General features: G+C 45.1%; 21 protein-coding genes. 10 read left to right on the top strand and 11 right to left on the bottom strand.

The window, feature by feature from the left end:
* Positions 1-26: 26 nt before the first annotated feature.
* Complete coding sequence (locus PY091_RS17760) at positions 27-1,649, bottom strand: sulfatase family protein (RefSeq protein ID WP_275650834.1); 1,623 nt, start codon at positions 1,647-1,649, stop codon at positions 27-29.
* Positions 1,646-1,822, bottom strand: coding sequence for a hypothetical protein (locus tag PY091_RS17755; RefSeq protein ID WP_275650833.1), 177 nt, complete (start codon positions 1,820-1,822; stop codon positions 1,646-1,648). Before PY091_RS17755 ends, PY091_RS17760 begins: the two co-directional genes overlap by 4 nt.
* Before the next feature lie 783 nt (positions 1,823-2,605).
* On the opposite strand from PY091_RS17755, the gene mobB reads away from it, so the two are divergent.
* Both mobB and PY091_RS17745 read left to right on the top strand, forming a co-directional pair.
* Positions 2,606-3,625 carry a MobB family relaxase gene (mobB, locus tag PY091_RS17750; RefSeq protein WP_275650832.1) on the top strand — a complete coding sequence of 340 codons (1,020 nt, stop codon included), beginning with the start codon at positions 2,606-2,608 and terminating at the stop codon, positions 3,623-3,625.
* A 9-nt stretch (positions 3,626-3,634) separates the two neighbouring features.
* Positions 3,635-5,224 (top strand): type IV secretory system conjugative DNA transfer family protein, encoded by a 1,590-nt coding sequence (locus tag PY091_RS17745; protein WP_275650831.1) that lies wholly within the window; start codon positions 3,635-3,637, stop codon positions 5,222-5,224.
* A gap of 120 nt (positions 5,225-5,344) precedes the next feature.
* Here PY091_RS17745 and PY091_RS17740 read toward each other — a convergent pair whose 3' ends face one another.
* From PY091_RS17740 to PY091_RS17725, 4 genes are all read right to left on the bottom strand, one after another.
* On the bottom strand, positions 5,345-5,770 hold the full coding sequence (locus PY091_RS17740) for a DoxX family membrane protein (RefSeq protein WP_275650830.1): 426 nt from the start codon (positions 5,768-5,770) through the stop codon (positions 5,345-5,347).
* A 195-nt stretch (positions 5,771-5,965) separates the two neighbouring features.
* Complete coding sequence (locus PY091_RS17735) at positions 5,966-6,619, bottom strand: hypothetical protein (RefSeq protein WP_275650829.1); 654 nt, start codon at positions 6,617-6,619, stop codon at positions 5,966-5,968.
* Positions 6,620-6,735: 116 nt separating this feature from the next.
* On the bottom strand, positions 6,736-7,803 hold the full coding sequence (gene rsgA, locus PY091_RS17730) for a ribosome small subunit-dependent GTPase A (protein ID WP_275650828.1): 1,068 nt from the start codon (positions 7,801-7,803) through the stop codon (positions 6,736-6,738).
* 1,169 nt (positions 7,804-8,972) lie between these two features.
* Positions 8,973-9,221 (bottom strand): hypothetical protein, encoded by a 249-nt coding sequence (locus PY091_RS17725; RefSeq protein WP_275650827.1) that lies wholly within the window; start codon positions 9,219-9,221, stop codon positions 8,973-8,975.
* Positions 9,222-9,257: 36 nt separating this feature from the next.
* Between PY091_RS17725 and PY091_RS17720 the strand changes: the two genes are divergently transcribed.
* The 3 genes from PY091_RS17720 (at position 9,258) to PY091_RS17710 (ending at position 16,081) form a co-directional block, all read left to right on the top strand.
* Positions 9,258-12,287 carry a SusC/RagA family TonB-linked outer membrane protein gene (locus tag PY091_RS17720; protein ID WP_275650826.1) on the top strand — a complete coding sequence of 1,010 codons (3,030 nt, stop codon included), beginning with the start codon at positions 9,258-9,260 and terminating at the stop codon, positions 12,285-12,287.
* 17 nt (positions 12,288-12,304) lie between these two features.
* Positions 12,305-13,711, top strand: coding sequence for a RagB/SusD family nutrient uptake outer membrane protein (locus PY091_RS17715; protein WP_275650825.1), 1,407 nt, complete (start codon positions 12,305-12,307; stop codon positions 13,709-13,711).
* 78 nt (positions 13,712-13,789) lie between these two features.
* Positions 13,790-16,081, top strand: coding sequence for a zinc-dependent metalloprotease (locus PY091_RS17710; RefSeq protein WP_275650824.1), 2,292 nt, complete (start codon positions 13,790-13,792; stop codon positions 16,079-16,081).
* 133 nt (positions 16,082-16,214) lie between these two features.
* Here PY091_RS17710 and PY091_RS17705 read toward each other — a convergent pair whose 3' ends face one another.
* The 4 genes from PY091_RS17705 to PY091_RS17690 form a co-directional block, all read right to left on the bottom strand.
* The gene (locus tag PY091_RS17705) at positions 16,215-16,451 is read right to left on the bottom strand and encodes a DUF6520 family protein (RefSeq protein WP_275650823.1); all 237 of its coding nucleotides are present in this window, start codon (positions 16,449-16,451) and stop codon (positions 16,215-16,217) included.
* 60 nt (positions 16,452-16,511) lie between these two features.
* Positions 16,512-16,964, bottom strand: coding sequence for a MauE/DoxX family redox-associated membrane protein (locus PY091_RS17700; protein ID WP_275650822.1), 453 nt, complete (start codon positions 16,962-16,964; stop codon positions 16,512-16,514).
* Positions 16,965-17,060: 96 nt separating this feature from the next.
* Positions 17,061-17,987, bottom strand: a complete 927-nt coding sequence (locus PY091_RS17695; protein ID WP_275650821.1) for a helix-turn-helix domain-containing protein — start codon at positions 17,985-17,987, stop codon at positions 17,061-17,063.
* A gap of 13 nt (positions 17,988-18,000) precedes the next feature.
* On the bottom strand, positions 18,001-18,390 hold the full coding sequence (locus PY091_RS17690; protein WP_275650820.1) for a DUF7793 family protein: 390 nt from the start codon (positions 18,388-18,390) through the stop codon (positions 18,001-18,003).
* A 199-nt stretch (positions 18,391-18,589) separates the two neighbouring features.
* On the opposite strand from PY091_RS17690, the gene PY091_RS17685 reads away from it, so the two are divergent.
* The 5 genes from PY091_RS17685 (at position 18,590) to PY091_RS17665 (ending at position 24,980) form a co-directional block, all read left to right on the top strand.
* Positions 18,590-20,995, top strand: a complete 2,406-nt coding sequence (locus PY091_RS17685; RefSeq protein WP_275650819.1) for an aminotransferase class I/II-fold pyridoxal phosphate-dependent enzyme — start codon at positions 18,590-18,592, stop codon at positions 20,993-20,995.
* A gap of 12 nt (positions 20,996-21,007) precedes the next feature.
* Entirely contained in the window at positions 21,008-21,847 is an 840-nt protein-coding gene (locus tag PY091_RS17680) for an RteC domain-containing protein (RefSeq protein WP_275650818.1), read from the top strand.
* Positions 21,848-22,131: 284 nt separating this feature from the next.
* Entirely contained in the window at positions 22,132-22,410 is a 279-nt protein-coding gene (locus PY091_RS17675) for a helix-turn-helix domain-containing protein (RefSeq protein ID WP_275650817.1), read from the top strand.
* Positions 22,411-22,511: 101 nt separating this feature from the next.
* A complete protein-coding gene (locus PY091_RS17670; protein ID WP_275650816.1) occupies positions 22,512-23,270 on the top strand; it encodes an ATPase in 759 nt (252 codons plus the stop codon).
* 159 nt (positions 23,271-23,429) lie between these two features.
* Positions 23,430-24,980, top strand: coding sequence for a sensor histidine kinase (locus PY091_RS17665; RefSeq protein WP_275650815.1), 1,551 nt, complete (start codon positions 23,430-23,432; stop codon positions 24,978-24,980).
* 65 nt (positions 24,981-25,045) lie between these two features.
* Here the strand turns inward: PY091_RS17665 and PY091_RS17660 are convergent, their stop codons facing one another.
* The gene (locus PY091_RS17660) at positions 25,046-25,465 is read right to left on the bottom strand and encodes a response regulator (protein WP_275650814.1); all 420 of its coding nucleotides are present in this window, start codon (positions 25,463-25,465) and stop codon (positions 25,046-25,048) included.
* Between the last annotated feature and the right edge of the window lie 269 nt (positions 25,466-25,734).

The following is a 25,734-nucleotide window of genomic DNA, read 5'->3' as shown; positions in this document are numbered from 1 at the left end:
TTTAGTTATCTTTCTTGCTGCAGCTACTACATTTCCTTTGTTGATGGTTTCCAGTATTCAATCAATGGGTTGTTCCTTACTTTTTCGTTATACTCATGGATGAATTTTTGGTTTAGGGAATCATTGTCCTTGTAGTTGGCCCTCAGTACTTCCAAATCATCGTGCAGTTTTGCTTGGATATCGGCATATTCGGGCTTATCATAAATATTGTGCATTTCATTTGGATCGTCCCGTAGATCGTATAGTTCCCATTTATCAAGGTCATAATAGAAATGGATGAGCTTGTATCGGTCCGTGGTAATGCCGTAATGTCTCCTTACATCGTGTTCGGAGGGATGTTCGTAATAATGGTAATAATGGGAGTTTCTCCAATCTTTCGGCGTCCGGCCCTCCAAAAGGGGAACCAAGCTTTTACCTTGCATATCATTGGGGATATCGCTCTGGGCAATATCGAGGAACGTTTCTGCAAAATCGAGATTGGAGACCAGGTCGGTATTGATTGAACCAGGTTTTACCTTGCCCGGCCATTTGACCAATAGTGGGGTCCTCAAGGACTCTTTGTACATCCATCGCTTATCGAACCAACCATGTTCCCCCAGGTAGAATCCTTGATCGGAGGTATAGATCACTATGGTGTTCTTGTCCAGTCCGGCCTCCTGTAGGAAATCCAAAACTTTACCCACTCCTTTGTCCACACCAGCAACACTGGCCAAATAATCCCTCATGTAGCGTTGGTATTTGTATCGGGTGAGGTCATCTCCTGTCGGTTTTTCCTTATTGAACTTTTCGTTTATTGGGCGATATATGGAGTCCCACATCCGTTGTTGTCGATCGGTAAACCCATTCTGTGGTCTATCTGTGACCTTAAGGTCTTGGGCCATTCTCATGGCATCGGAAATGGACATATAGTTCATGCCCGCGATTTCGCGCCCACCTGAATAATCGTCGAAAAGTGATTCTGGCTCGGGAATCTCCAGGTTCTCGTACATACCCAGTTCATTTGGACCGGGCTGCCAAGGTCTATGGGGGGATTTATGGCCCAAGAACAGCATAAAGGGTTGCACTTTGGATCGTACGGAACCCATCCATTGAATCGCTTTATCGGTAATGATGTCCGTGGTATAACCTTCCATTCGGTACTCGCCTTCTTCATTTATAAAAGTCGGATTGTAATAGGAACCTTGACCCGGCAGGATATCTATATAATCAAAACCTTTTGTAGGCTTATCACCCAAATGCAGTTTCCCCAATACTCCTGTCCTGTATCCTGCTTGTTGCAGCAATTCGCCGAAGGTCTGTTGGTCAAAATTGAATTTGGAACCTATGGTATTATCTATAAAACCATTTAAGTGGCTGTACTTGCCCGTTAGTATGGCCGCCCTTGATGGCCCACATATGGAATTGGTCACCAGACAACGCTCGAAGAGCATTCCGTCCTTGGCTATCCTGTCGATGTTGGGGGTCGGTGCAACTTCTGCCAACCTCCCACCGTAAGCACTGATGGCCTGGTAGGCATGGTCATCACTGATGATAAAAACAATGTTGGGCCTTTGGGTCTCTTGATCGGTAATTCCTTCTGTTGCTTCGTTACTACGTTTACAAGAGATCAATGCGCAGCACAGTAGAAGGTTAAAAAAAAGCTTATTCATTTTTTTTCTGAATCTATATGTTGTTTCGGATGGTCTGTGTCCGATCCGATGGGGTTCACTTGAATGGTCTTCCCTTTTTTTAGGGTAACAGTTCCTCCCGTATCGACCTGCTTAGCCTCGGGAACCTTTATGGTCGCATCCACACTGCATCCAATCGCAGCATGGAAGGCCATGTCATAACCGGTCTGATCACCATGGGTGACTTTAACGGGTCATTCAAAAATACGATATCCAATGGGATCCCTTCCGTATTGGCCGATAGGAAAAACTATTTTTGTTCTTGGTCAGCTTTCCCTTCCTCCAAATGGATCTAGCCAGTTCTTTTTCCGAGCTTCACTTTGGTCACCTTTCCCAAACAATCGATCCATGCGCTTTTAAGTTTTTCGAAGGGTTTTGGAGTGGTAAACCTATCCAGTGAATAGGGGTGGTAAGTCCCGAATGTTCCTTCGACCGGATTTTAGCTTTTGGGATCAAAAGCATGCCCGACGCAAAGTCTAAGGAACTTATCAGGTCATTGATAACGATTCCGTTGTGTTGTGCCCTAGGATGTTTACCGCTAAAGGGTTATGAATCTAATCTAATACGAACCAATCATTATGATGTTTTTTTTAGGTGCAATGCACTATAATTCATATCTTTAAGTTCTTGAACATTGTCAAGAAAAGTACGGTAAGATTTGATTTGACTTTCCTTAATGCCGTGCTATCCGATTTGATTTTTTGACGAAATACGACATTCTTTGAATGTCTGTGGTTCGATTCCTTTTTGTTCTTGATCGACGAAAGGAAAGAGCAATTGATGGTCTGCCCCTGCAGTACAACCGATAAGGATTGCCCTGCATGAACCGGGTTTTCCCGGTGTATTGGGTTGCCAAGAATCATGTCATCTATGTGTTAAGCGCTAAAATGCGCGTGGGCCCTTTAACCAAGCCGACCCGAACTTTAAAACCTTTGGCCATGTACATCTCCATTACCCCTCAAAAGTTAGGAAGCACTTATAAGGGCAGTGCCCGTGACTTTGTCAATTATCTGGAAAAGGAAAATGAAGGCAGTGCAACACAGGAACAGGAGCTGTTTTTTAGCCAAACAGAAAATGATATCGATGCACAACGGGTCATTACCGAGATCGATGCCAATACTTCCAAACTCTCCAAACGGGACCCCAAGTTCTATTCCATCGTGGTCAGTCCCTCCCAAGCAGAGCTCAAACATATTGGGAACGACCCGGAAAAAATGAAGAGGTATGTACGCGAACTGATGAAAACCTATGCAGCTTCTTTCTATCGAGATAAAGAAATCACGGTAAGGGATGTACTATATTTTGCTAAACTGGAAAGGGAACGAACCTATTCGGATAAGGATAGTGCGGTAAAGGAAAACCAACCCTTTGCCAGTAGGATTTTGGAACTGCAACATCGGATAAGGGCGGTCCGGCAAGGAAGGTCAGAAGGGAATATCGGAAAGCTTAAAGAAAGGATAGATGCTTTGGAAAGGGAGGCCCCCCACAAACAGAACGGCAAACGTATCGTTCCCGGAATGAAAAAGGACGGCCACCAGAACCATATACATATCATTGTGAGTCGCAAGGACGTGACCAACTCCCATAGTCTGTCCCCAGGTTCCAAGTTCCGCACTTCGGAAACCATCCTCAATGGTGAAAGGGTGAAGCAGGGTTTTGACAGGGACAAATTCTATAGGGCCGCGGAAAAGACCTTCGATGGGCAGTTCGGCTACCGCAGGAACTTTGTGGAGACCTATCACGCCCGCAACCTGTTGGACAAGAACCCCAAGCTATTCTTTGCAACACTGTTGGGGTTGCCCGCCAACGAAAAACAAGCTGCCAAACAACTCTTGTTCAGGGCGGGAGTGAAGGTGCCGAGCATCCCTACCAACAAGGCACAATTGGCCTATAAAGCTATGATGAAGCTGAAAAAGGGCATTGGAAAAGCAATGGAATCAAGTACTATCGGAATATAAGCGAAGGATATGGAACAATTCGGTTGGATGGAGATCGTGGTTGGCCTGTTGTTATGGTCAGTGATGTCTTTTATAGTGAACAGGTATCATAGACATGGGCTTATGATCGGGGTAATGGGCATTGTCATATGGGCTGCGATTACGGTATGGACAGGGCAATGGAATGATCTTTTGCCGACATCTTTGCACTATTGGTTGCCCATGGTCTTTGTACATGCGATAATCTATGGACTAGTGGATTTTTATAAAGAGGACCGGAAACCCTCCAAGGTCTTCGAAGTTACCATGAAAGTCCGGGGAAGGCCATTGGTATTGGGGAACATTCGAAGGGGAGTCTCCGTGATGGCCTCTGCCGGAAGCGGAAAGACCGAAAGTATCATCTATAATTTCCTGAAGCATTTTGAAAAGGAGCGTTTCACCGGTGTCATACATGATTACAAGGATTTTGAAATTACGGAAATGGCCTATCCCTTATGGAAAGATAAAAGCGTACCCTTTAAGATCGTGTCCTTCGGCCCGATACACAATCGGGTAAATCCCATAGCACCGCGCTATTTGCCTGATGAGGAAAGTGTACATGAGATATCAAGGGTACTATTGGAGAACCTCATGGAACAACGGGACTCTGATCAAAACAGTACTTCACGGTTCTTCAAGGATGCCGCCGAGGGCCTGATCAGTGGATTGATATGGAGATTGAAAAAGGATTACCCTGATTACTGTACCCTACCGCACTTGATGGCGCTTTACCAGCAATTGACCACCAAGAGCCTGGTCAAGTTCTTGCGGGGAAATGTGACCTCCCGTGCCATGGCCGATGCCTTCATAAGTGGGATGGGTTCGGATCGACAGACGGCCGGGGTACTCAGTACCTTGGCCAACGGTTTTAAAAAGATCAGTACCCGGAAGATATTCATGGTCCTTTCCAGAGATGAGATTCCTTTGGATCTCAATAATGAAAACAAACCATCCGTCATTGCCTTGGTGAACAACCCCCAAAAGGATGCTTCGTTGTCTCCCGTGATTGCCACCATCATTCATACGATTTCCAAACAGATGAGCCAACGCAACAGGAAACCCTCTTTCATGCTGTTGGAGGAGGCCTCTACCTTGCGCCTGTTGAACATGCACCGGATACCGGCAACACTCAGAAGTTATGATATCGTTAGTGTATATGTGCTTCAGGACAAGATACAGAATGATATGATGTACGGGGAAAAGGCCAGTAGGGCTATACTTTCCAATCTATCCTATCAGTTTTTCGGAAAGGTGAACGACCCCGATACCGCTAAATACTATGAACGATTTTTTGAGTTGGTCAAGATCCCTACACGCAGTGTGAGCAAGAGTTCCGGACTCAATATGGAGCGAAGGATCACGGAAGGGGAGAAGGAGGTGTCCAAGCGCAGGGCCGAGGTGTTCTTTCGGTTGAAGCAGGGGGAGTTTGTGGTGTTCGCGGATGGTAAGGACCGTAAGGTACGCTTTGCGAGACCCGATATCCCGAAAGGGTTGCCCGGGGCGTTGCAGATTTCAGAATCGGAGTTGGAGCAGCATTACTTGAAAATACACCATGATATTGGGAGCATTTTTAGGACATAGTCCATTATAAATGTGGGCTTTTCCTTGAATTTTAACCAACCTGTACCAGGTGTTGGGAGATTGACCCGAATAGAAACCGATTCTAAAGGACTCCATGATATGGTTTTGTCTTGAAAATTTTTATTGAACCGGTTTTAGAAAAATTGTCCTATAATTTTTAAAGTGCCATAAGAGCAACAGTAAGTTGCCCAAGACCATAGCGGAAGTGATCATGGGTGTTCCTCTCATATTCAAGGAAACGGATATCAAAAAGATATTTATGACAATAGGCATCATGAGTAAACTTGAGAGGACCACAAATCGATTGAAGAAAATCAGAACTCCTAATAAGATTTGAAAGTATCCGATGAAATTCCAATAAAAGCCTGTGGAATACATAGCTTCAAAATAAAATCCGACAGGGTTCTCGATGGGAAGATTGGTGAATTTAATACCTGGTAATTTTCTTGCGCCGGATGCTATGAAGGCCAATCCCATTCCTATACGTGCACACCAGTACAATAGTGTCAGAAGTCTATAATTTTTAAGTTTTTCAATTTTTTCCATACTTCCCATTTGTTCTACGACGAATGGGGCCATCGTTCGTTACTGCCTATTTTTATACAACATATAAGTTTTTAGCGGGAAATTTGTTGACGACCAATCAAATACCATCAATGTAGATGGAGCAGTATAAGATTGTGGGAACATGGAATCCAAACAGGTATCCAAGCTGTGGTATTTGATTCAGTTGATTATTGGTTATCGTGTTTTTTCAATCAGGACCATATCTTTGGGTATTTCAAATTCATTATCCCCTACTTTTAGTCTTTCAACGGTAACTGCTTCTTGAACGATTTTCATTCCCCCGCTCAAGGACACATATCGTAAAATAACAGCTTTTGTAAGCTCCATGATCTTGTTCATATTGTCCTGTCTGTAGTCTTTATAATTATTTGGGTCCTGTTTCAAATCCGGTGCGAAATAACAAAGTAATACCGAACCATTTATTTTATCGGTAACTGTCAATTTATCGCATACATAACCTAAGATGGTGTCCGATTCACTTTCTATCTCATATTCAAAATCAAAGTCATTGAATTTTCGATAGTCTATAAAATAAAGGGTGTCGGATGCCAATCTCTCCTTATAATAACAGATGGGACTTGAAGAGTTGTATAGTTCATATGGTTTAAAATTACCGTTCGTGATTTTTTTGTAGGACCCTCCTTTGGTGATGACATTGGTGGTGTCACCCATAAATGCCAAGAAATTTTGAAGATCGAATGAGTTCCTTACATCCGTTTTTTCAATGGAGTTCCGGTAGGTTATCCTCCCCTCAAATTCTTGCGAGAAGATGTGATTGGTAAGAAGGAATAAAATTGGGATTAAGGTCTTTTTCATCATGGGAGCCATAAGGTCGGTAGTGGATTTTGGAGACTGTTCTTTCTTTTCCCAAGATACTTAAAATGAATTGAAATAGCGGCTTGGATTGATACCCAAACCGCTTTATATTATTCTCTCTTTTGGGTTTAGTATTTATCCGAGTTTTTCAAGTTTTTAAATTGCTTGACCATTTTCCCGAAATCTTTGTCCTTTTTGCGTTTTTCCGCCACAGTTGATTCAAAATGTTCTTTTTCTCGTTTCATTTTTATATAATTTTCATAGAACAGTTTATCCATCTTTTTATGTTGAACGGCAGCGATAACGGCACAATCTACTTCGATTGTATGGGTACAATCCTTAAATCTACAGTTTTTGGCCAGCTCAATTAATTTTTCAAATGTTTTGTCCAAGCCGCCAACGGAATCCGCGATACCGACTTCTCGTGTTCCTGGATTGTCAATGATGATACCTCCATTTTCAAGAACTATCAATTCTCGGTGGCTCGTAACGTGCCTTCCTTTATTTGTGCTTGCACTGATCGTATTTGTTTTCATAAGCTGTTTGCCGGAAAGATTGTTTAGAAGGCTTGATTTTCCTACTCCAGACGAACCAAGTAAACAGTACGTTTTTCCCATAACTATATATTCGTTTAGTCCTTCGATCCCTTTTTTGGATTTATTGCTTATGGAGATTATGGGTACTTGCTTTACTCTTTTTTGAATTTCCTTCATCAATGCGGTCAATGCGGTATCATTTATCAAATCTATCTTATTTAGAACGATGATCGGTTTTACATGGGAGGCATTGCAAATGGTTAGATATCTTTCCAATCGATTGATATTAAAGTTATTGTCGACCGCTTGCACGATAAAAGCAAAGTCAATGTTTGTTGCTATAATCTGTTTCTCTCCTTGTTTGCCGACTGCCTGTCTTGCAATGATGGTTTTTCTGGGAACAATGGAATGTATGAGAACTTTATTCTCATCATACTCGGAAATGGCGACCCAATCCCCAACTGCGGGAAAATCTTCACGTGTACGTGCAGTATATCTCAAGTTTCCTGTAATCTCTGCATCAAATTCCCCTTTTTCAGTTTTAACAATATATCTTTCCTTGTGCTCTGAAATGACTCTTCCAATTTCAAAGTTCGATAGGTCATGTTGAATTCTGAGTTTGTCTATTTTGTCGTTATATCCGAAACGTTCTAATTTCATATTCTAGGTGTATTAAGCGATTGGAGACATTACTGTATTGATAATTGAATTAAATACAACAGCCTTCACAATCGTTGTGTTTATGTATAAATTGTAAATAAGTAGAGGTGCTTCAGGTTATTATCTGAAGTAAAGGATGGCGATAGTCATAGAAAACGGACTATCTATTTAACAATATCCGAATATGATATTACAGATGTAGTGGACATCAAATTGATTAGGCTACAAAATTAAAAATTTATCATTTAAGCCATATATAAATGAGTGTGTTTTGATTTAAAAACAATTGGATCATTTACTTGTAGTTTTCGGAATGGATATTTAAAATTGATCGGCTATACTTAAGTTTTTTATGCTGGTACCAAATAAACAATTGTAAGTCTATTTATAAGTATAAATAATGGTAATTTAAAAAGAGATAATTTTTAGAACTCAATTTGAATTCTTCCAATCTTCAACTTCCACTAAGAACTTGGAAAGTGTGGTATTACGTGACTCACATATCTTGTATAAAGTAGGAAGCGATATTTGGTAATCATAACCTTCTTCGAAAGCTTTAATAATATCCCGCATTGTTCTTTCCTCAAAAGTATGATGAGCTGCAAAACCACGTATCGAAAGCCCTGAAGATTTCCAAAGGGTATAAATATATCCGTATATGGCTTTGTTATAATCCAATTTAATCAAAAAAATGAAATGCCCTGTAAAAACATGCGGAGAGTGTTCCGCATTTGAATAATTTTATTATATTTGATGTTGAATACATAATTTTGCGATTCTTCGTATAGAACATATTTGAAGCTGTCGCTTAGAGTCTCACGTTAGAAAACTGGTAATTTTTGCAACGAGATGATAAGCAGATTGGCTCACGACCCGGGCGTGAGCTCTCTTATCGTTGCATGGTATACCAGTACCTCTGACGTGGTAAGTTGAGTTTTTCACGCCCAACTTGTTTCTTGGCGTTTGGTTTTCTTTTTGGTTCTCTTTTCGATGTGTCGCTGACCTTTTGGTTATGGGAAACATTTGGCAACTTTTTTATGTTGGGTTCACACCTTGTTTTTGTCCTGTTTTTGGGACATCGCACTCGGTGTTCGATATCCTATTTCGTAAGAAGCCCAAGAACCCCATTTAATCTCAATGACTATAGTTGTGGGATATCCGTTTTATAATTAGCTCTGGATTTTCTTTTTCAATTTGTCCCATAACTGACCAATACACTTTGGGGTATCCGGCCCTACTACATTTTCATAGTCTTTTCTTTTTTGGAATCCTATTTCCAAGTGCTTTGGCTGCTTGGACAGGATTTCCTTTGTCCGAACCTTAATGCCCTTATAAGTTACGGTTTTATGGTGACTTGTGGGTAGTGCAAATAAAAAACCTCCAGACAGGGTAGTAGTTGGCTGGAGGGGTGAATTCAATTAATACATGCTGTTTAATCAAACTATCTCAAAATTATGAAGAAATTATCATTTTTTGTACGCAGGATATGTGTGTTCCTGCTGTTTTATTTATTGTTGTCCCCTTTGTTTTCCAGACCTGTGATGGCCCTATCATCGTCGGTTGCTTTCCAGGAGGTGGTCTCGGGAATGGTGACCGATGTTGATGGCGAGCCCCTTGCTGGGGTGACTGTTGTGGTGGACGGGTCCGATCTTGGGACCGTTAGCGGTCTGGACGGTGCCTTTTCCGTTATGGCAGGTCCCGATGATCTGTTGGTGTTTTCCATGTTAGGGTTTCAAACCGTTTCCATCCCGGTCAATGGGAGGGATGCAGTGGATGTCGTCCTTGAGGAAGAGCTGACCCAGTTGGGGGAAGTGGTACTCAATGCCGGCTATTATACCGTTTCTGAAAAGGAGCGTACCGGAAATATCGCCACCGTCAAGGCAGAGGTTATCGACAAGCAACCCGTTGATAATCCCTTGGCCGCTATGCAGGGACAGATGTCCGGGGTGAACATTGTACAAAATACCGGTGTGCCCGGTGGAGGTTTCGAAATCGAGGTTCGAGGTCGGAACTTTATCAATGGGGGCACGGACCCCCTATACATTGTGGACGGCGTTCCATTTGGTTCCCAATCCTTGGGATCCAATGATGTGTCCAGGGATATCGTGAATGCCGATATTAGTCCATTGAACGCCATCAATCCCAATGATATCGAGAGTATCGAAGTACTGAAGGATGCCGATGCCACAGCAATTTATGGTTCCCGTGGGGCCAATGGGGTGGTGTTGATCACCACGAAGCGGGGGAAGTCTGGTAAGACCCGTTTCGATGCCCGATTTAGCAGTTCACTGGGTAGGATCACCCATTTTTTGGACCTGATGGATACTGGGCAGTACTTGGAGGTTCGCCGGGAAGGTATTGTCAATGATGGATTTGGTGACTTTCTTGAAAACCCCGGTTTTGCTAGCTTTTGGCCAGATGTTGCCCTATGGGGAGATGACCGTTATACGGATTGGCAGAAGGTGTTGATCGGGGGCACGGCCTATCGGAACAATGCCCAGCTTTCCGTTTCCGGGGGGAGTGAAGGCACACAGTTTTTGGTCAGTGGTGGTTTCCAGGACCAGACCACGGTCTTTCCCGGGGATGCCAAATATCAAAAGGCCAGTGTTCGCAGCAATGTCAACCACCGATCGGGTAACGATCGGTTTCAGATCAACCTTTCCACCAGTTATACCCACGAGGACAATCTGTTGCCAAGGTCAGATCTTACGTTTAAGGCATATACCTTAGAGCCCAATGCCCCGGAACTCTATGATGAGAACGGAAACTTGAATTGGGAGGACAATACTTGGGACAATCCATTGGCCACCCTGGAACAAAAGTACCAGTCGCGATCGAGGACCTTATTGGCCAATGCACTTTTATCCTATTCGATTTTCAAAGATCTGGAAGTGAGGGCCAGTATGGGGTATACGGACTATCGGATGGATTCAGATAAGATCTTGCCAAGTTCCTCCAGAAATCCAAGCTTGAACCTTACCCCACAGAGTTATTCGAACCTGACCACCAATGCTTCGCGAAGGAGCTCTTGGATCGTAGAGCCCCAAGTGCAATGGAAGCACCATTGGGACGGGTTTGGGTTGGATGTGCTCTTGGGTTCGACCTTCCAACAACAGACCACTTCGCAATTGGTTATGCGCGGACGTGGTTTTCCCAATAATAAGTTGATCTATAATATGGCCGCCGCGGAAGAGGTGGAGGCCTTGAACAGTTTGGATACGGACTATAGGTACAATGCAGTGTTCGGAAGGGTCAACCTCAATATATTGGACAGGTATATCCTGAACCTCACCGGACGGAGGGACGGCTCCTCAAGGTTCGGGCCGGGCCGTCAGTTCGGAAACTTCGGTGCGGTGGGCCTGGCCTGGATATTTTCGAAAGAGGGATTGTTTTCCGAAAGTTCCTTGTTGAGCTTTGGAAAGCTCCGCGGCAGCTATGGTACCACAGGGAGCGATAATATCGGGGATTACCGGTATTTGGATACCTATACCGTTACAGGTGAAGACTATGATGGGGTCACCGTCCTGAGCCCAACGGGAATCTTCAACCCACTGTTCGGTTGGGAAGCGAACAATAAGTTGGAGACAGGTCTTGAACTGGGCTTTTTCAGGGACCGGTTATTTATCAACGCCTCTTGGTACAGGAACCGTTCCTCCAACCAACTTGTCGGAATACCCTTGGCCGCCACAACGGGTTTCCCGGAGCTCACGGGGAACTTTGATGCTACTGTGGAGAATTCGGGGGTGGAGTTGGATATGCGTGCCGTGCTTTTGCGAACAGATCGTTTTCAGTGGTCCACAACCTTCAATCTTTCGGTGCCCAAGAGCAAATTGGTCCGTTTCGATGGGCTGGAGAACTCCATCTTTTCCGATCGCTATGTGGTCGGCAAACCCTTGTCCATCACAAAGCTCTATAATTCCTTGGGAGTGGACCCCGAAACAGGGCAGTATGAGTTCGAGGACTATAACGGGGACGGGCAGATCACCTTTACCGAGGACCGTCAATGGATAGAGGACCTTGCCCCTGAGTATTATGGGGGGCTGGGCAATTCCATCCGTTGGGGCAACTTGACCTTTGACCTTTTGCTGCAGTTCAAAAAACAGTTGGGCTACAATACCATAAGGTACAAAGCCGTGCCAGGGTACCGGGGGAATTCCAGTGTCAAACTGTATGACAGATGGCGGGAACCGGGCGATATGGAATCGGTACAGGTCGCAGCCAGCGGTTTTGTCATTGGCGCCGGCCAAGGTGATATCCAGCGAAGGAGCAGTGCCGCAGTATCGGATGCCTCATTTGTCCGTGTGAGAAACATTACCCTGAACTATAGCGTACCAGGCTTGGATGGACTGGATGTCGATGTCTACCTACAGGGGCAGAACCTGCTGACCTTTACCCATTATGATGGTCCCGATCCCGAGCAGACCATCAATAACCAATTGCCACCGCTCAGACAATTCACCTTGGGGCTTAAAATAGGATTTTAACCAATAAAGAAAACAGTATGAAACGAATAAAGAAGTTTGAAAACATTAGATGGGAATTTTTAGGCTATAGGTTGGTGGTTATGGTCTTTATATTGGCCTTGGCCAATTGTACGGATTTTGTGGAGGTGGACCCACCAAAGAACATTATGGTCTCACAGACGGTGTTCGAGGATGCCTCTACGGTGGAATCGGCCATGGCCGACCTGTATTTTTCGATGCGGGAATCGGGCATGGTGTCCGGGAACTATGGCTTTACCACCCGTATGGGCATCTATAGTGATGAACTGGACTATTATGGATTCGATGTCCAATTGGTGGAACTGTACCAAAACCAAGTACTGCCGGCCAATACAGAGGTGCAGACATGGTGGAGCGAGGCCTATACCGTCATTTACGGTGCCAATGCCATTATCGAAGGGGTGGAATCAAGTTCTGTCTTGGAGGAGGCGGACCGGAACCGGTTCAAGGGACAGGCATTGTTCGTCCGAGGCCTGATGCACTATGACCTGGTGTCCGTATTCGGAGATGTGCCCTATGTCACCACGACCGATTATAGGGTCAATAGTGCTGTGTCAAGGCTACCTGAGGTTCAGGTCCTGGAGCGGATTGAAAGCGATCTGCTAATGGCAGTTGAACTAATGGGAAACTCGGACATTGACAATATGGAGCGGACGGTACCGGACCATTTTGTGGCAAAGGCCCTTTTGGCCCGGTTGTACGGCTATATGGGAAAGTGGGACAAGGCCGAGGACATGGCCACTGACCTGATGTCTGTCTTTGACCTGGAAGAGGAATTGGGGAATGTGTTCTTGAAGGGTTCTGGGGAGACGATATGGCAATTGAGCCATGGGGAACTTCCAGGCAATACCCAAGAGGCGGTCCAATTGATCATTCCGTTAATTCCCGGTCAGTCCTTCGCCATGACCGATGGGCTGTTGGCCGCTTTTGAGGATGGGGACTTGCGGCGAACGGAATGGGTCGATAGCATATCGGATGCAGAAAACACCCTTACCCTTTATTATCCCTATAAATACAAGGCAAGGTTCAATGCCACGGAATCCCTTGAGTATTCCATTCAGTTTCGGTTGGCAGAACAATTCCTGATAAGGTCCGAGGCCCGTGCGCATCAAGGAAATCTGGTCGGTGCCTTGGCTGATCTCAATGAAGTGCGCAATAGGGCCGGGCTTGTCGATGTGGTGGTACATACAGAAGGTGAATTGCTGGAGGCCATCCTTGGGGAACGGAGGATAGAACTGTTCACCGAACAGGGGCACCGTTGGTTCGACCTCAAACGTACCGGAAGAGCGGCTGTGGCACTTGGGGCCCTAAAGCCCAGTTGGGAGGACACGGATTTGCTGCTACCGGTCCCTGAGGGCGAACTGCAGGCCAACCCCAATCTGTTGCCCCAAAACCAAGGATATTAATGGACAAGTGGTTTCCTGTACTGGTTTTCTTGCAATACGCAGGAGGCGGGTACGGGGCCGCTCACAAAAACTAAAAAAATGAAATACTTCTTTTGGATATGGGTGATGTGCACCTTGCCTTATTGCGGTGTTTGCCAAAGCAATGACGGTCGGTCAGGTATTGGGAAAGGGGATACAACCGCCCCTTTTTTAAATGCGGACATGGAGGAGGATAGGCTATATATAGAACTTCCCGAATCAAGTTTGGGAAAGCCCATATTGTTGACCAGGATAGGACGTTTGACCCGATATGAAACCAAACAGGTGGTGTTCCGGAAGTCCGGTGGGCTGATGTATCTAGAGGAGCCCAGGATTTGGTCGGAGACCGGTATATGGCTTCCGGTACAGGATGATCCCAAGTTGGAAAGGAACGTATTGGGGGTCTTTCCCATTGTAGAGGCCGATGTCAATGGATATCGTTTCGATATTACCGATATGTTGTTCGATAGATCTCTGGGATGGGAGGTCTTAAACGATGAACCGCCTGTACCCAGTTTGGCCAAAGTAATCGGGACGAAACAGTTGGGCGACGAAGTGATGGTCAAGATACAGATGGGAAGGCAAATGGACAGGGCCAAGATCTTACAGCCCGTACATTATAGTTTTATGAAACTGACAAAGCCTATGGAACCCAGAAGGTTCGATTATCGAATGAGTTATTGGATCGAGAGCAGGAGTCCCGGACGCAACCATACCAAAGATGAAGTGGGGAGCATTGCCCGGAGACGATTGGAAAAAAAATACAAGGACCGGAAAATGAGTGTACCCATCAGACCGATTACCCTTACGCTTTCCCCGGACATTCCAAAGAAATGGAGGCCCTATGTCAAGGCGGGTATAGAGGAATGGCTGCCGGCCTTTGAGTCGGCCGGGTTCAAGGATGCGATTGTGGTCAAAGAGGTCGATAGCTTGGATAGCTGGTCGAAATACAGTCTGGGGAATTCCATGGTCCGGTGGATGGGCAATGGGAATATCCGACGGTTCGGTGAAAAGCCGAGTGGCTCGACGGTGAACTACGTGGTGGACCAGAGGTCGGGTGAGATCATCAAATCGGATGTGCTGTTGCGGACTTCCTATGAACATTTGATGGATGAATATTTTGTCCGATGTGCGGCTTTGGACGAGAGAGCTAGGTCCTATCCCTTTACCGATGAGCTATTGGGGGAGCTGTTACAATCCTTGGTGGCCCATGAGACTGGTCATTCCCTGGGTATCACGGACAATAACTTCGGGGAGTACAGATATCCAGTGGAGCGTATGGGCGATGCAAATTGGCTCGAATCCATGGGGCACACCCCGAGTATCATGAACTATGCCCGGCACAACAATCTAGCACAACCGGAGGACAGGGTGCCCCCTTCACTATTAATACAGAAGACAGGACCGACAGATGCCTATTATATCCGATGGGCGTATCAGGAGTTCGCGGCGGATATGCCTTCCGAGGAACGTGCCGATAGTCTGGAGGCGATTATCCGTTTGCAGGATACGGTCCCATGGTACCGATTTACCTACAATCGGTGGGATTATATGGGGCCAGTGTCGACGGATGAGGTGGTCGAGTCCGATAACCCGATCCAAGGAGCGCGTTTGGCCCTAAGGAATTTGGAGCAGGCCATTGCGTTGTTGCCCATGATCAATCGGGGTAAAAAGGATAACGTACTTATGGAACGGCTTCATCGGAAAGGTATAAAACTATGGTACCATATCATGAAGAACGTGAATTCTTTGATCGGGGGCTATGAGATTTTTTATAAGGCCATGGACCAGCCCGGTAAGATGTACGAGCCCATACCTTTAGCGATTCAACAGGAGGCCATGGAATTCTTGTTGGACCAAATTTTTGATCCCCCAGCGTGGTTGGCCCATCCATCCTTCCTTACCAACTCCAAGCTAACGGTCTATCCCGATCATCTGCTGCTCAATCAGGAGTCCCTGATCAAAGAGATGTTTGGTCCCAGATTCCTGAAACGTTTGCAATATATGGGGACACTCCAAGGGTTCGAGGGGGTGATGAAGAACTATTTTGGACAATTTCAGGCCGAACTTTTTACTGAGTTGAACGATGAAGTGGCTGTTGGGCCGAGGAAGCAGGGATTGCAATCCACCTATATCGATTGGTTGATCGGTGCCATTGAGAGGGAACCATCGGATATAAGCAATAGCTCGAGGTCGTTTGTCCATACCGATTACACCAAAGGTATCATGGTGGGACAGTTGATGGAGTTGAAAAACCAATTGGGAGAAAAGTTGTCGAAGGATAAGGATTTAAGGGATAAGGGGCATTGGAAACGGTGTTTGTCCAAATTGGACAGGGCATTTGGTCCATAAAATATTTAGGTGCCCGGATGCTGTCGGGCATCCTATTGTAAGGTACTTCGAAGCTTGTTTTCGTTGTTTATTTGAGTTAGTAATAAAGGTGTCCCTCGGGACACCTTTATGTTTTGCAATGTTCGATCGGGTATTATTCCCAATCACGTATTTGGTTCTCAAGAGCCATGGTCCTATACACTGGATTGGATTCCTTAAAGCAATAGCCTTGTCCAGTATCGGGACAGTCCGTCTGCACTGGGAGCGGTCCGGATGGTGTACTGATGTACCCTGTGACAGGTAGGTTATTTTCCTCAGTGGCAAATGCCAAGCCTACTGCCATCACTATGGCAAAGGCAGGTAGAACGATTTTTAAAACAGTTGTTTTCATGATATTACAAATTATGTGTGATGCCTACTCTTTTCTACAGCTTTTCGGCTTCCCCTGGCACTACGTAGTATTTTGATTTTGTGGTTTGTCCTTGTTCCCTTTTCTGCTGAGCCGGATGGCCGTGAGGGCCAGAAGCATGAACGCCCCGTTGAACAGGATGTGGTCGCGCCATGAGAGGGCGGACAATACGCCCCCACAGGAGCAGGGCACATGTTCGTTGAACCGGAGTACAGCCATGATGTACATTGTGAAGAGTCCCAATAGTATGAAGCTGGCATACATGCCCAAGGCTCGGTATTTACCGATAAGGAGCAAGCCAACAATCACGAGTTCGGCAAATGGGACAAGCCACTTCAGCGAAGATGCTAGTGGTGAGATATAGGGCATTTGTTCCAAGCGCATTTGAAAAATATCCAGATGCATCAATTTACCGGTTGCCGTATAGATGAACAGCATGCCCAATAATAGCTTGATGGCTGATATGATATAGTTATTAAAGTTTTTACTTGACATATCTTTTGGATTGATATGACAAAGTTCAGGGGTTGAATTTATTTCTTAGGGATGAACTGTTGCTTGATAGGGATTTAAGGAATTGGGGCAATGGTTTTATTTCCTTAGGCTACTTGGTGGTTGTCCGTATTTTTCCTTGAAGGCCCTGGAAAAATGGGGTATACTCTTAAATCCAGTCATATGGGCAATGGTCTTGAGGGAAAGACTGGTGTGCATGGTCAGGGTCTTGGCCTTGCGAAGGCGTTCTTGTGTCAGAAACTTGAAAATAGTGGTGCCGTACAATTGCTTGAAACCATATTTGAGTTTGAACTCATTGGTGCCCATTTGTAGTGCGAGTTCCCTTAGTCTAGGAAGATCCCTGTCCAAGTTGTTGATGATCATATCGTGGACATCCCTGATCATGCGGATGTCCTTTTGGCTGAGGCGCACCTTGGGGGACTCGGTACCCTTACTCACCTTAAGGGCGTGTTTCCATAGGCCCTTTCCAAAAGGCTCCCCTTTGGAGAATAGCACTGTGTCCATCAATATTTTTTTGGTGGACCCTTGAAGGGTCCGAAATGTAGTGAGGTTAAATTCCTTACGGACGATCAGGCCATCGCCAGTGGTCAGTTCCAAAGGCACCACTGCGTCCGATTGCTCCTTTTTGAGCAATCGTCTCCATTGCTTGGCCCATAACTTACGGGAGCTTTTGGACAGCAGCTCGGTAATAGGCTTCCCGATCAGGTCCTTGGGCAATCTCGATAATAGCGAACAGGTCTTTTGATTGGCCATTTCTATAGTGCCGTCAGCGTCGAGCAGGAGCGATAGTTGCACCAAGTATTGCGGGGTATCCCCCGACTGGGCAAAACCCTGATGGACAAAGGAGGCCCTGATTTCCTCGTTGACCATGTTGAGCATGACGATCAGTGAGGCCACATTGTCGTTCTTAGCGCTAGGCTCGAGACTAAAGAAAAAGTTGCCGCGTGCCATTTCCAACAACATCTGTTGTATACGCTTTACGTTGTAATCATCATTGTTTGGCATGTTCGTTTATTGGTTATGGGTCAGGTGATTCGATGGATTCCCGTAAAAAGGATATCGCCTCGTCCTTGTCCGTAAAGGAAGCTGTAGGAAAGGACAGTAGATGGGTGCCCAAGTAAAACGAGCTAATCACATCGGTAACGGGCGGGTCGATAAAAAAGGCGAGGGCCTTGACCAAAAGGGAACCTTCCACGGCCAAGTAATCCCTTGCGGGCTTGGTGACCATTCGAACCTCCCTTATGTCACAGAGTACCGGCATGGTTAGGCCTTCTTGAACCATCATCCGGTCCCTTACGATAATCTGTGCCGCCTCAAGATCGATCAAATGGTCTCTTTTATAGATGATATGTATCAGCTCATCGGTCAACAGGTACAGTGCGTAGCTGTTCTCATGGGATTTGTTCATAATGTAAAAACTGGTAATCCATATGAATTTACAAAAATATTGGTTGTAGTATGTTGTAAATGATTCAAACAGCCTGTAATCAGTGGTTGTTGATTATCTGAAAGGGAATAAAGCTTATCTAAAAAGGAGTGATTATATAGTTGATGATTCAAAATCCTACAAATGCCATTACTTTTTATGACAAATAATATCAAACCAAATGGCAAAAATCAAACACCACAATTTTTTGAACACCGTACACGAGGTATTTACGGATGCTAAAGCGGCAGGGGTACTGCACCTATATGCTGGGGGGGAATCATTTTCAGGAAGGACCATAACGGTTGATGGGAGGGAACTGTACCATTTTGGTACCACCGGCTATTTGGGACTTGAACAGGACAACCGTTTAAAAAAGGCAGCCATGGAAGCCATTCAAAAGTACGGCACCCAGTTTCCATTGTCCAAGTCCTATATCTCCAACCCCCTGTACGAGGAATTGGAAGAACATATTCAGAAAATGTATGACAATCCTATTGTGATTACCAAGAACAGTACACTTGGACACATAGGGGTCATCCCAAGTGCCGTAAATGATGATGACGTGATCGTTCTGGACCATCAGGTCCATTGGAGCGTTCAAAATGCGGCCAAAATGCTTAAGACCCGGAGCGTTCCCATCGAGATGATCAGGCACAACAACTTGGACATGCTAGAGGAAAAGATCAAAAAATATCGCGATTCGAAGCGGTATATCTGGTATATGGCCGATGGTATTTATTCAATGTACGGGGACTATGCCCCCATACAAAATCTAATGGACCTTGGAAAGCAGTATCCGCAATTACGGCTATATTTTGACGATGTGCATGGAATGAGCTGGACGGGAAAACATGGTACGGGATATGTATTGGACCAATTGGGGGAATTACTGGAAAACGTACTCTTGTTCGGGACCTTGAGCAAGACCTTTGGTGCAAGTGGGGCCGTTTTGGCCTGCTCTAATCCAGGTCTTTATGAAAAGATCAAGACCTTTGGGGGGCCACTTACATTTTCTGCCCAACTCGAACCGGCCTCCGTAGCAGCGGCAATGGCCTCGGCGAAGATCCACCTGTCACCGGAAATCTACGATCTGCAATCGGACTTGGGCGAGCGGATTAACTATTTTAATTCATGTCTGGGTCAGACCACTCTTCCCTTGATCGATAAAAATGCTTCTCCAGTGTTCTATATCGGTACGGGCATGCCCAAAACAGGGTACAATTTTGTCAACCGCTTGATGCGGGAAGGCTATTATGTCAACTTGGGCATATTCCCCGCAGTACCGGTAAAAAATACCGGGGTGCGCATCACGATATCCAGACACAACCAAAAGCCGGAGATCAAAGGTTTGGTCGAGGCCATGGCACATCATTTCCCCAAGGCCCTCGAGGAGACCCGGACCAATAAGGAAAGGGTATTTCACGCCTTTAAGCTTGACTATAGATTAAACGATGGAGAAAGTAGATCCAGTAAACTCAATATTTCCATCGAGGATTCCATCGATCAAGTGGACCAGAAGGAATGGGACTGTTATATGGGAGGTCAGGGGGTCTACGATTGGAAGGGCCTCAAATTACTTGAAACGGTGTTCAAAGGCCAAAAAGGGCAGGAACATAACTGGTCATTTCGCTATGTTATCATAAGAGACAAGCAAGGAGCTCCAATTTTAATGACCTTTCTGAACTTGGCCTTATGGAAGGACGATATGTTGGCAGATGCCCAAGTGTCCGCTAATATCGAAGAGGAAAGGAAGATCGATCCCTATCATTTGTGTTCTAAAGTATTGTCCATGGGGTGTCTGTTCACCGAAGGGGACCATTGCTATTGGGATGGGGACCATATCTTGGCACAAGAATCCTTGGACTGCCTTTTGGAGCTGATGGAAGGGATGGAGCATCCATTGGGGAGCAAAATGACGGTCCTCCGTGATTTTCCAAAGGATACTCCATGGAACACTACACTCTACGGCCATGGGTTTTTAAGGGTCCGTATGCCAAATTCCTGTACCGTGAACCTGGAAGGGGTGCCCTCAATGACGGATTATATAGGTCAGCTATCCTCGAGAAACAGACGACATTATCGGAAGGATATCCAATTGTTTTTAAACAGGTCCTTTTGCAAGGTGCTTTCCCAAGTGGATGGTGTCCTGTTGTCACAATTTAAGGTTCTCCTCGGAGCGGTGCAGTCCAGGAACATGGGGCTCAATACCTTTTCTTTTCCTGAATCCCTATTCGATTGTATGAACGAAAGCCCGTTATGGGAATTTATCGTTCTGACACCAGAAGTAGATTCGGAAAAGGTTCTTGGTGTAATGTTCTGCTATACCAATCTGGATCAAGTCTATGTCCCTGCCTTTGTGGGCATGGACTATGAAAACTTAGAGGACTATGCGACCTATCGGCAATTGTTGTACCGAACCATTGAACGTGCTATCGAAAGGGGTATCCCCAAGATAGACTTTGGAATGACCGCAACCTTTGAGAAGAGAAAGCTTGGCGCCCTTGTCCATAAAAAATATGCTTATCTACAGACAGGTGATAATTATATCTTGGAATTGTTAGGTGTCATGGAAGGTCAGCATTAAAGGATCTATGGTATGAAGTACCAAAAGCTGCTATCGGAGTTTGAAGGCCAGTTGGATGCCCTGGAAGGTGGGAACGGTGATGTACTGTTCAAGGCCGAGAAGGGTATCGTGCTTGTGGAAAAATGTATTCGAAGACTCCAAAAACAGGTTGCGGAAAAGGATTTTGAGACGCAGGCGGACGAGATCTATTTTTTCAAGCATGTAAAGCCCCAGATATTCAGTAAGCTCATTTATTATGTCAGGCTCTTCAATATCGAAAGCAAACGTCCCCGTGGCAACCACACCGCACAGATTAAATACCTACAGCACCAGATCGATAGGTTCCAGGCCTTTTTCAATGACAACCTGGAGTTTTATAACTATTACAGACGGGGTGCCATGTCGTTGGACGAACAGTATTTCGTCCGAGGCAATCGGGACCTGCGATTGCCCTTGGAATCCTTTTACTTTTTGATCGATGATCGCTTCTCCACATGTCAGGATGGTACCGTTGCCACCATCATGGCCTACGATATGCTCATTGTCTACCTCAGAAAAGAGGTGGACGACCTACATAATTCCATTGAACCCCAAAAGAATACACCTATGGAAAAACCCTCAAAATTATTTTGGACCGGCAGCAAGACCGATCTTGTGGAACTCTTGTATGCCCTTCACGCCAGCAATTCCGTCAACAGTGGCACGATCGATATCAAGGAGATGGCCTCGCACTTTGAGCATTTTTACAATGTGGACCTGGGCAACTACTATCATACCTTTATCGATATCCGTTCCCGAAAGACCAGTAAGACCAGATTTTTGGACAAGCTCATAGCTATGCTCCATCAGCGGATGGATACCTTGGATGAATGAGGACTGGGACATTTCCCTACTTGTTACCAAGACCGGAATTCTGTTTTCCCGGGTTTTTGGGCCCATCATGTGAAGGTGTTCCGGCTTTTTGGGGTCTGCCCTTGTGCCAAATGGCCTCAAATCGAATCAAAGGTGATGTGAAAAAAATCGTTCCCAAGTAGGTACATACTTGGGATGTTTATCCAAAATGCTTTCTAAGATTTGCATTGAAAGTCAAATCAAGGGAAGGGCCATCCAATTGGATCAAGCCATGGCGGTGGCCCTTTTTAAAAAAACCAGAACCTATGGGAGCGACCATTATTACCACAGAGGACCTTATCGATTTCAAACTGGAACTATTGGAGGACATCAAAGCATTGTTGCAGGATGGGCATGGTCATTTTGCCAAAAGATGGCTCAAATCCAATGAGGTCATGGAACTGTTGCGCATTTCCCCGGGAACCCTTCAAAACCTTCGCATTAACGGGACCTTGCCCTATACCAGGATAGGGGGAGTGCTCTACTATGACCATAGTGAGATCATGGAGGTTTTGGAGCGCAATAAAGTGAATCCCAGGTTTTAGTTCTCGAAGGGGATGTCATTAGAAAGATTCATCAAAACGACCTTGAAAAATAGTAATTCGGGAACTTCCAATAGATCATTAAGGGCATATCGGTAAGCATCATGAAATTGAATCATCCACATATCATCACCGAAGGTGCGCGCACCTATCACATTGGGAAACTGGAAGGTACTAAGGTCACCTATGATTTCGAAAGGATACTGGAGTATCTTCAGGTCAAGGGCAAAATGATGTTCGGGGAGCGGTTCAATATCCATGAAGAAGATATGGATACCCTGCTGGTTTTATGCGCTTACCTTACCAGGGATTACGATCGCTGTAAAAAGTATGGCATCGAACCCCTCCGTGGGTTGTTGTTGACCGGACCTGTAGGCTGTGGAAAGATCGGTTTGATTCGGCTTTTAAGGTTTTTGGTTCCCTGTCAGCGTCCCTATATCGTCATTCCCACCCGCAATGTGGTATTTGGTTTCAACCATTTGGGGCATAAGACTATCGAGGATTTTGGCAATGGGCAGTTTTTCTGTTTTGACGATCTTGGCGCGGAACCCAACGGATGGCATAATGGAAAGGAGTGCAATGTATTGGGCAAGGTCTTGTTGTCCCGCTATGCTTTATTTGTCAAACATCATGTGCGAACCCATTGTACCACCGATCTCAATGTCGGTGAACTGGAAGAGCGTTACGGCAAGCGGGTCCTGGGCCGAATGCGACGAATGTTCAATTTGGTGGCCTTTGACAAAAAGAACAGGGCTGAAAGCCGCTTTTACCGTAATCTCCAGGGCAAGATGGGAATGGGCCACCGTGGCTCGGAACGTCAAGTTATCGGTCGACCTAACCATACATCCGTTGGGATCCTTTGATGGTCCTGCCCATCGGATGGAATTCCGGATCCAAAAAGTTCTTATGGGGTGCTAAGGTATCATTGGGCGGATTGTTTTTTGTTCACCGTTTCCCTTGATTTGTTCATCACATCCAATTTGAAAGGATTGGACTTGCGCTTTTTTTATAAAAGGTTTACATTGAAAAAAGGAATCGGCGTGGAACCGGTTCCCAAAGCATTATTTTTAACAGCCTACCCTTTAATTAATATTATGGAGAATCTGGATTTCAGGTTTTTGACAACATTGGTATTTACGGCGATTTTTGGAGTTTTTGGGGTGTATCACCTCTTCTCGTACCTCATTTTGAGACATAAGATCTTGCTCCATTACTGTATCTTGATATTTGGGCTGACCATGCATTGGAGCCTATCGTTTTTTATCGACGGTTCCTTTGGGGAATCCTTGGCCCTGTTTGCCGATAAGGCCTCGTTGACCACCGCAATGATCACCACCTATGGATTGTTGATTTTCACGAAGGACTATCTCAATATTGAAGGGAGCAGGTATCCCAGATTGTCCAAGGGGTACCGTTTTTTGATAATTGCCACGGTCGGTCTTCCATTGTTACATCTGGCCAATAATTTGCTTACGGGCTCGGATGTGTTCAATGATATGGTTGTGATGATCGCTGCGATCATTGCCATGGCGGCTATTTTTCTCAACATCTTTTCCGGTTTTTGGCTTTTTACAGCTCAAAGGTTCAATAGGTACTATCTTTATTCCTATGCCCCAATTTTACTGGCGGCCCTATTTTATATTGGTACGTGGTTTTTGATGAGGTTCTATACGTTCAATGCGATTCCGGTAGTGTTGACCACTTCGGTCTTGATCACTTTTCAATTGATCCTTTTCTCTCTTCTTCTCGGATTTAAGTACAAATTGATCGAAGATGAGAACATGAGGATCCAAATTGAGGCGAACCGGAATCTTATATCGGAGGTGGACCGGCAAACCAAAGAACTGCAAATCACGAACAGCGCACTGGAAATGCAAAATGAGGAGCTGGCAAGGGTGAACGAGCTCAAGAATAAATTGTTCTCCCTTTTATCCCATGATGTACGTGCCCCCCTCAACAATCTAAGTGTGATCATTTCAATGATAGAGGAACATCTGGAGGATGATGAACTGAAGGGGATATTGGAAAAGCTGAATATTGAAATTTCGGATAAAATAGATATGGTGAACGGACTGTTGCAATGGTCCTACAGTCAGCTTGAAGGGATTAGGCTGGAGACAAGACGATGTGATATCCAAGAGATGTTCGCGACCCTCAGCAATGAATTTGAAAGAATTGCAGAGAACAAAAATATTGCCATTGTCCATGAAGTATCGGCCCCTGAAATCCTTACGGACGATAATATTTTAAAGGTCGTTTTAAGAAATCTGATATCCAATGCGCTAAAGTTCAGTCATAAGGACCAAAAAATAGTCCTATGGTCACGCCAAGGGGAAGGATATATTGAAATTGGGGTCGAGGACTTTGGAACGGGCATGGACGCTTCCTGGTTCAACAAATTGGCCCAAGGGGACAAACCCCAATCGACAAGGGGCACATCGGGTGAAAAAGGTACCGGTTTTGGTCTGTTGATCGCCAAGGATTTTGTGGAGATTTTGGGAGGCGAACTCATCTGTGAAAGTCAAAAGAACGAGGGCACCAACTTTATGGTACGTTTTTCATCCGAACATTAGACTGCCGGTACCCCGTCCAAAGTTTTTCGCTCTATGGATAGGGGTATATCGTGAATATTGGGGACCTATACTGTTGTGGCACCATCGTTCGGGAACAATGCCGTATCCATTTCAAGATAGTTTTGGATATCTTCCTTTCTCAATGGCTTCTTCACGAACCCACGTACATATTCAGTATATTTTTTTGCCGTTTCCAGGTCATCCTCCCTGTCGGACGAGGTGACGATTACCACATCTATCTGCGAGGGAAGCCTTTCAAGTTGCATGAACTCCAAAAACTCAAATCCGGTCATCTCGGGCATATTGATGTCCAAAAAAACGATCAGCCTCTCTGAATGATCTTCTCGAAATCTTAGGCCATCCAAGGCCAATTCTGGATTTGTGAAACTTCTGATCTTGTCCTCAAGTCCCAATTTCCTAAACTGAATTGCATTTATGGTATTGATCAGTTCCTCATCATCTACCAAATATATTTCCTTGTACATGTGGCTATTTTTAAATCTTATGAAAATGTATAGGCTTTGGCATATTCATTAAAAAAAATGTTGTCACGAATTAAATTCTGTATGTGAAAAAATGAGTTTAGGCCATATGTCCGTGCTTTTCCACACAACTTTCCAGATCAAGGGGTACTGCTTCTTTGAGGTGGCCGAGGACCCACAGCGTTTACATCTGATGTTTTCACCTAATTGGTATCCCCAAAATATATGGTCCATAACGGGCCGATCACGTGCTATTTGACGTTTTGGGCCTA

This window comes from Flagellimonas okinawensis (genome assembly GCF_029194005.1).
Taxonomy (GTDB): Bacteria; Bacteroidota; Bacteroidia; order Flavobacteriales; family Flavobacteriaceae; genus Flagellimonas; species Flagellimonas okinawensis.
The sequence above is the reverse complement of the archived record's forward strand: the minus strand, read 5'-3'. Positions and strand labels throughout refer to the sequence as shown.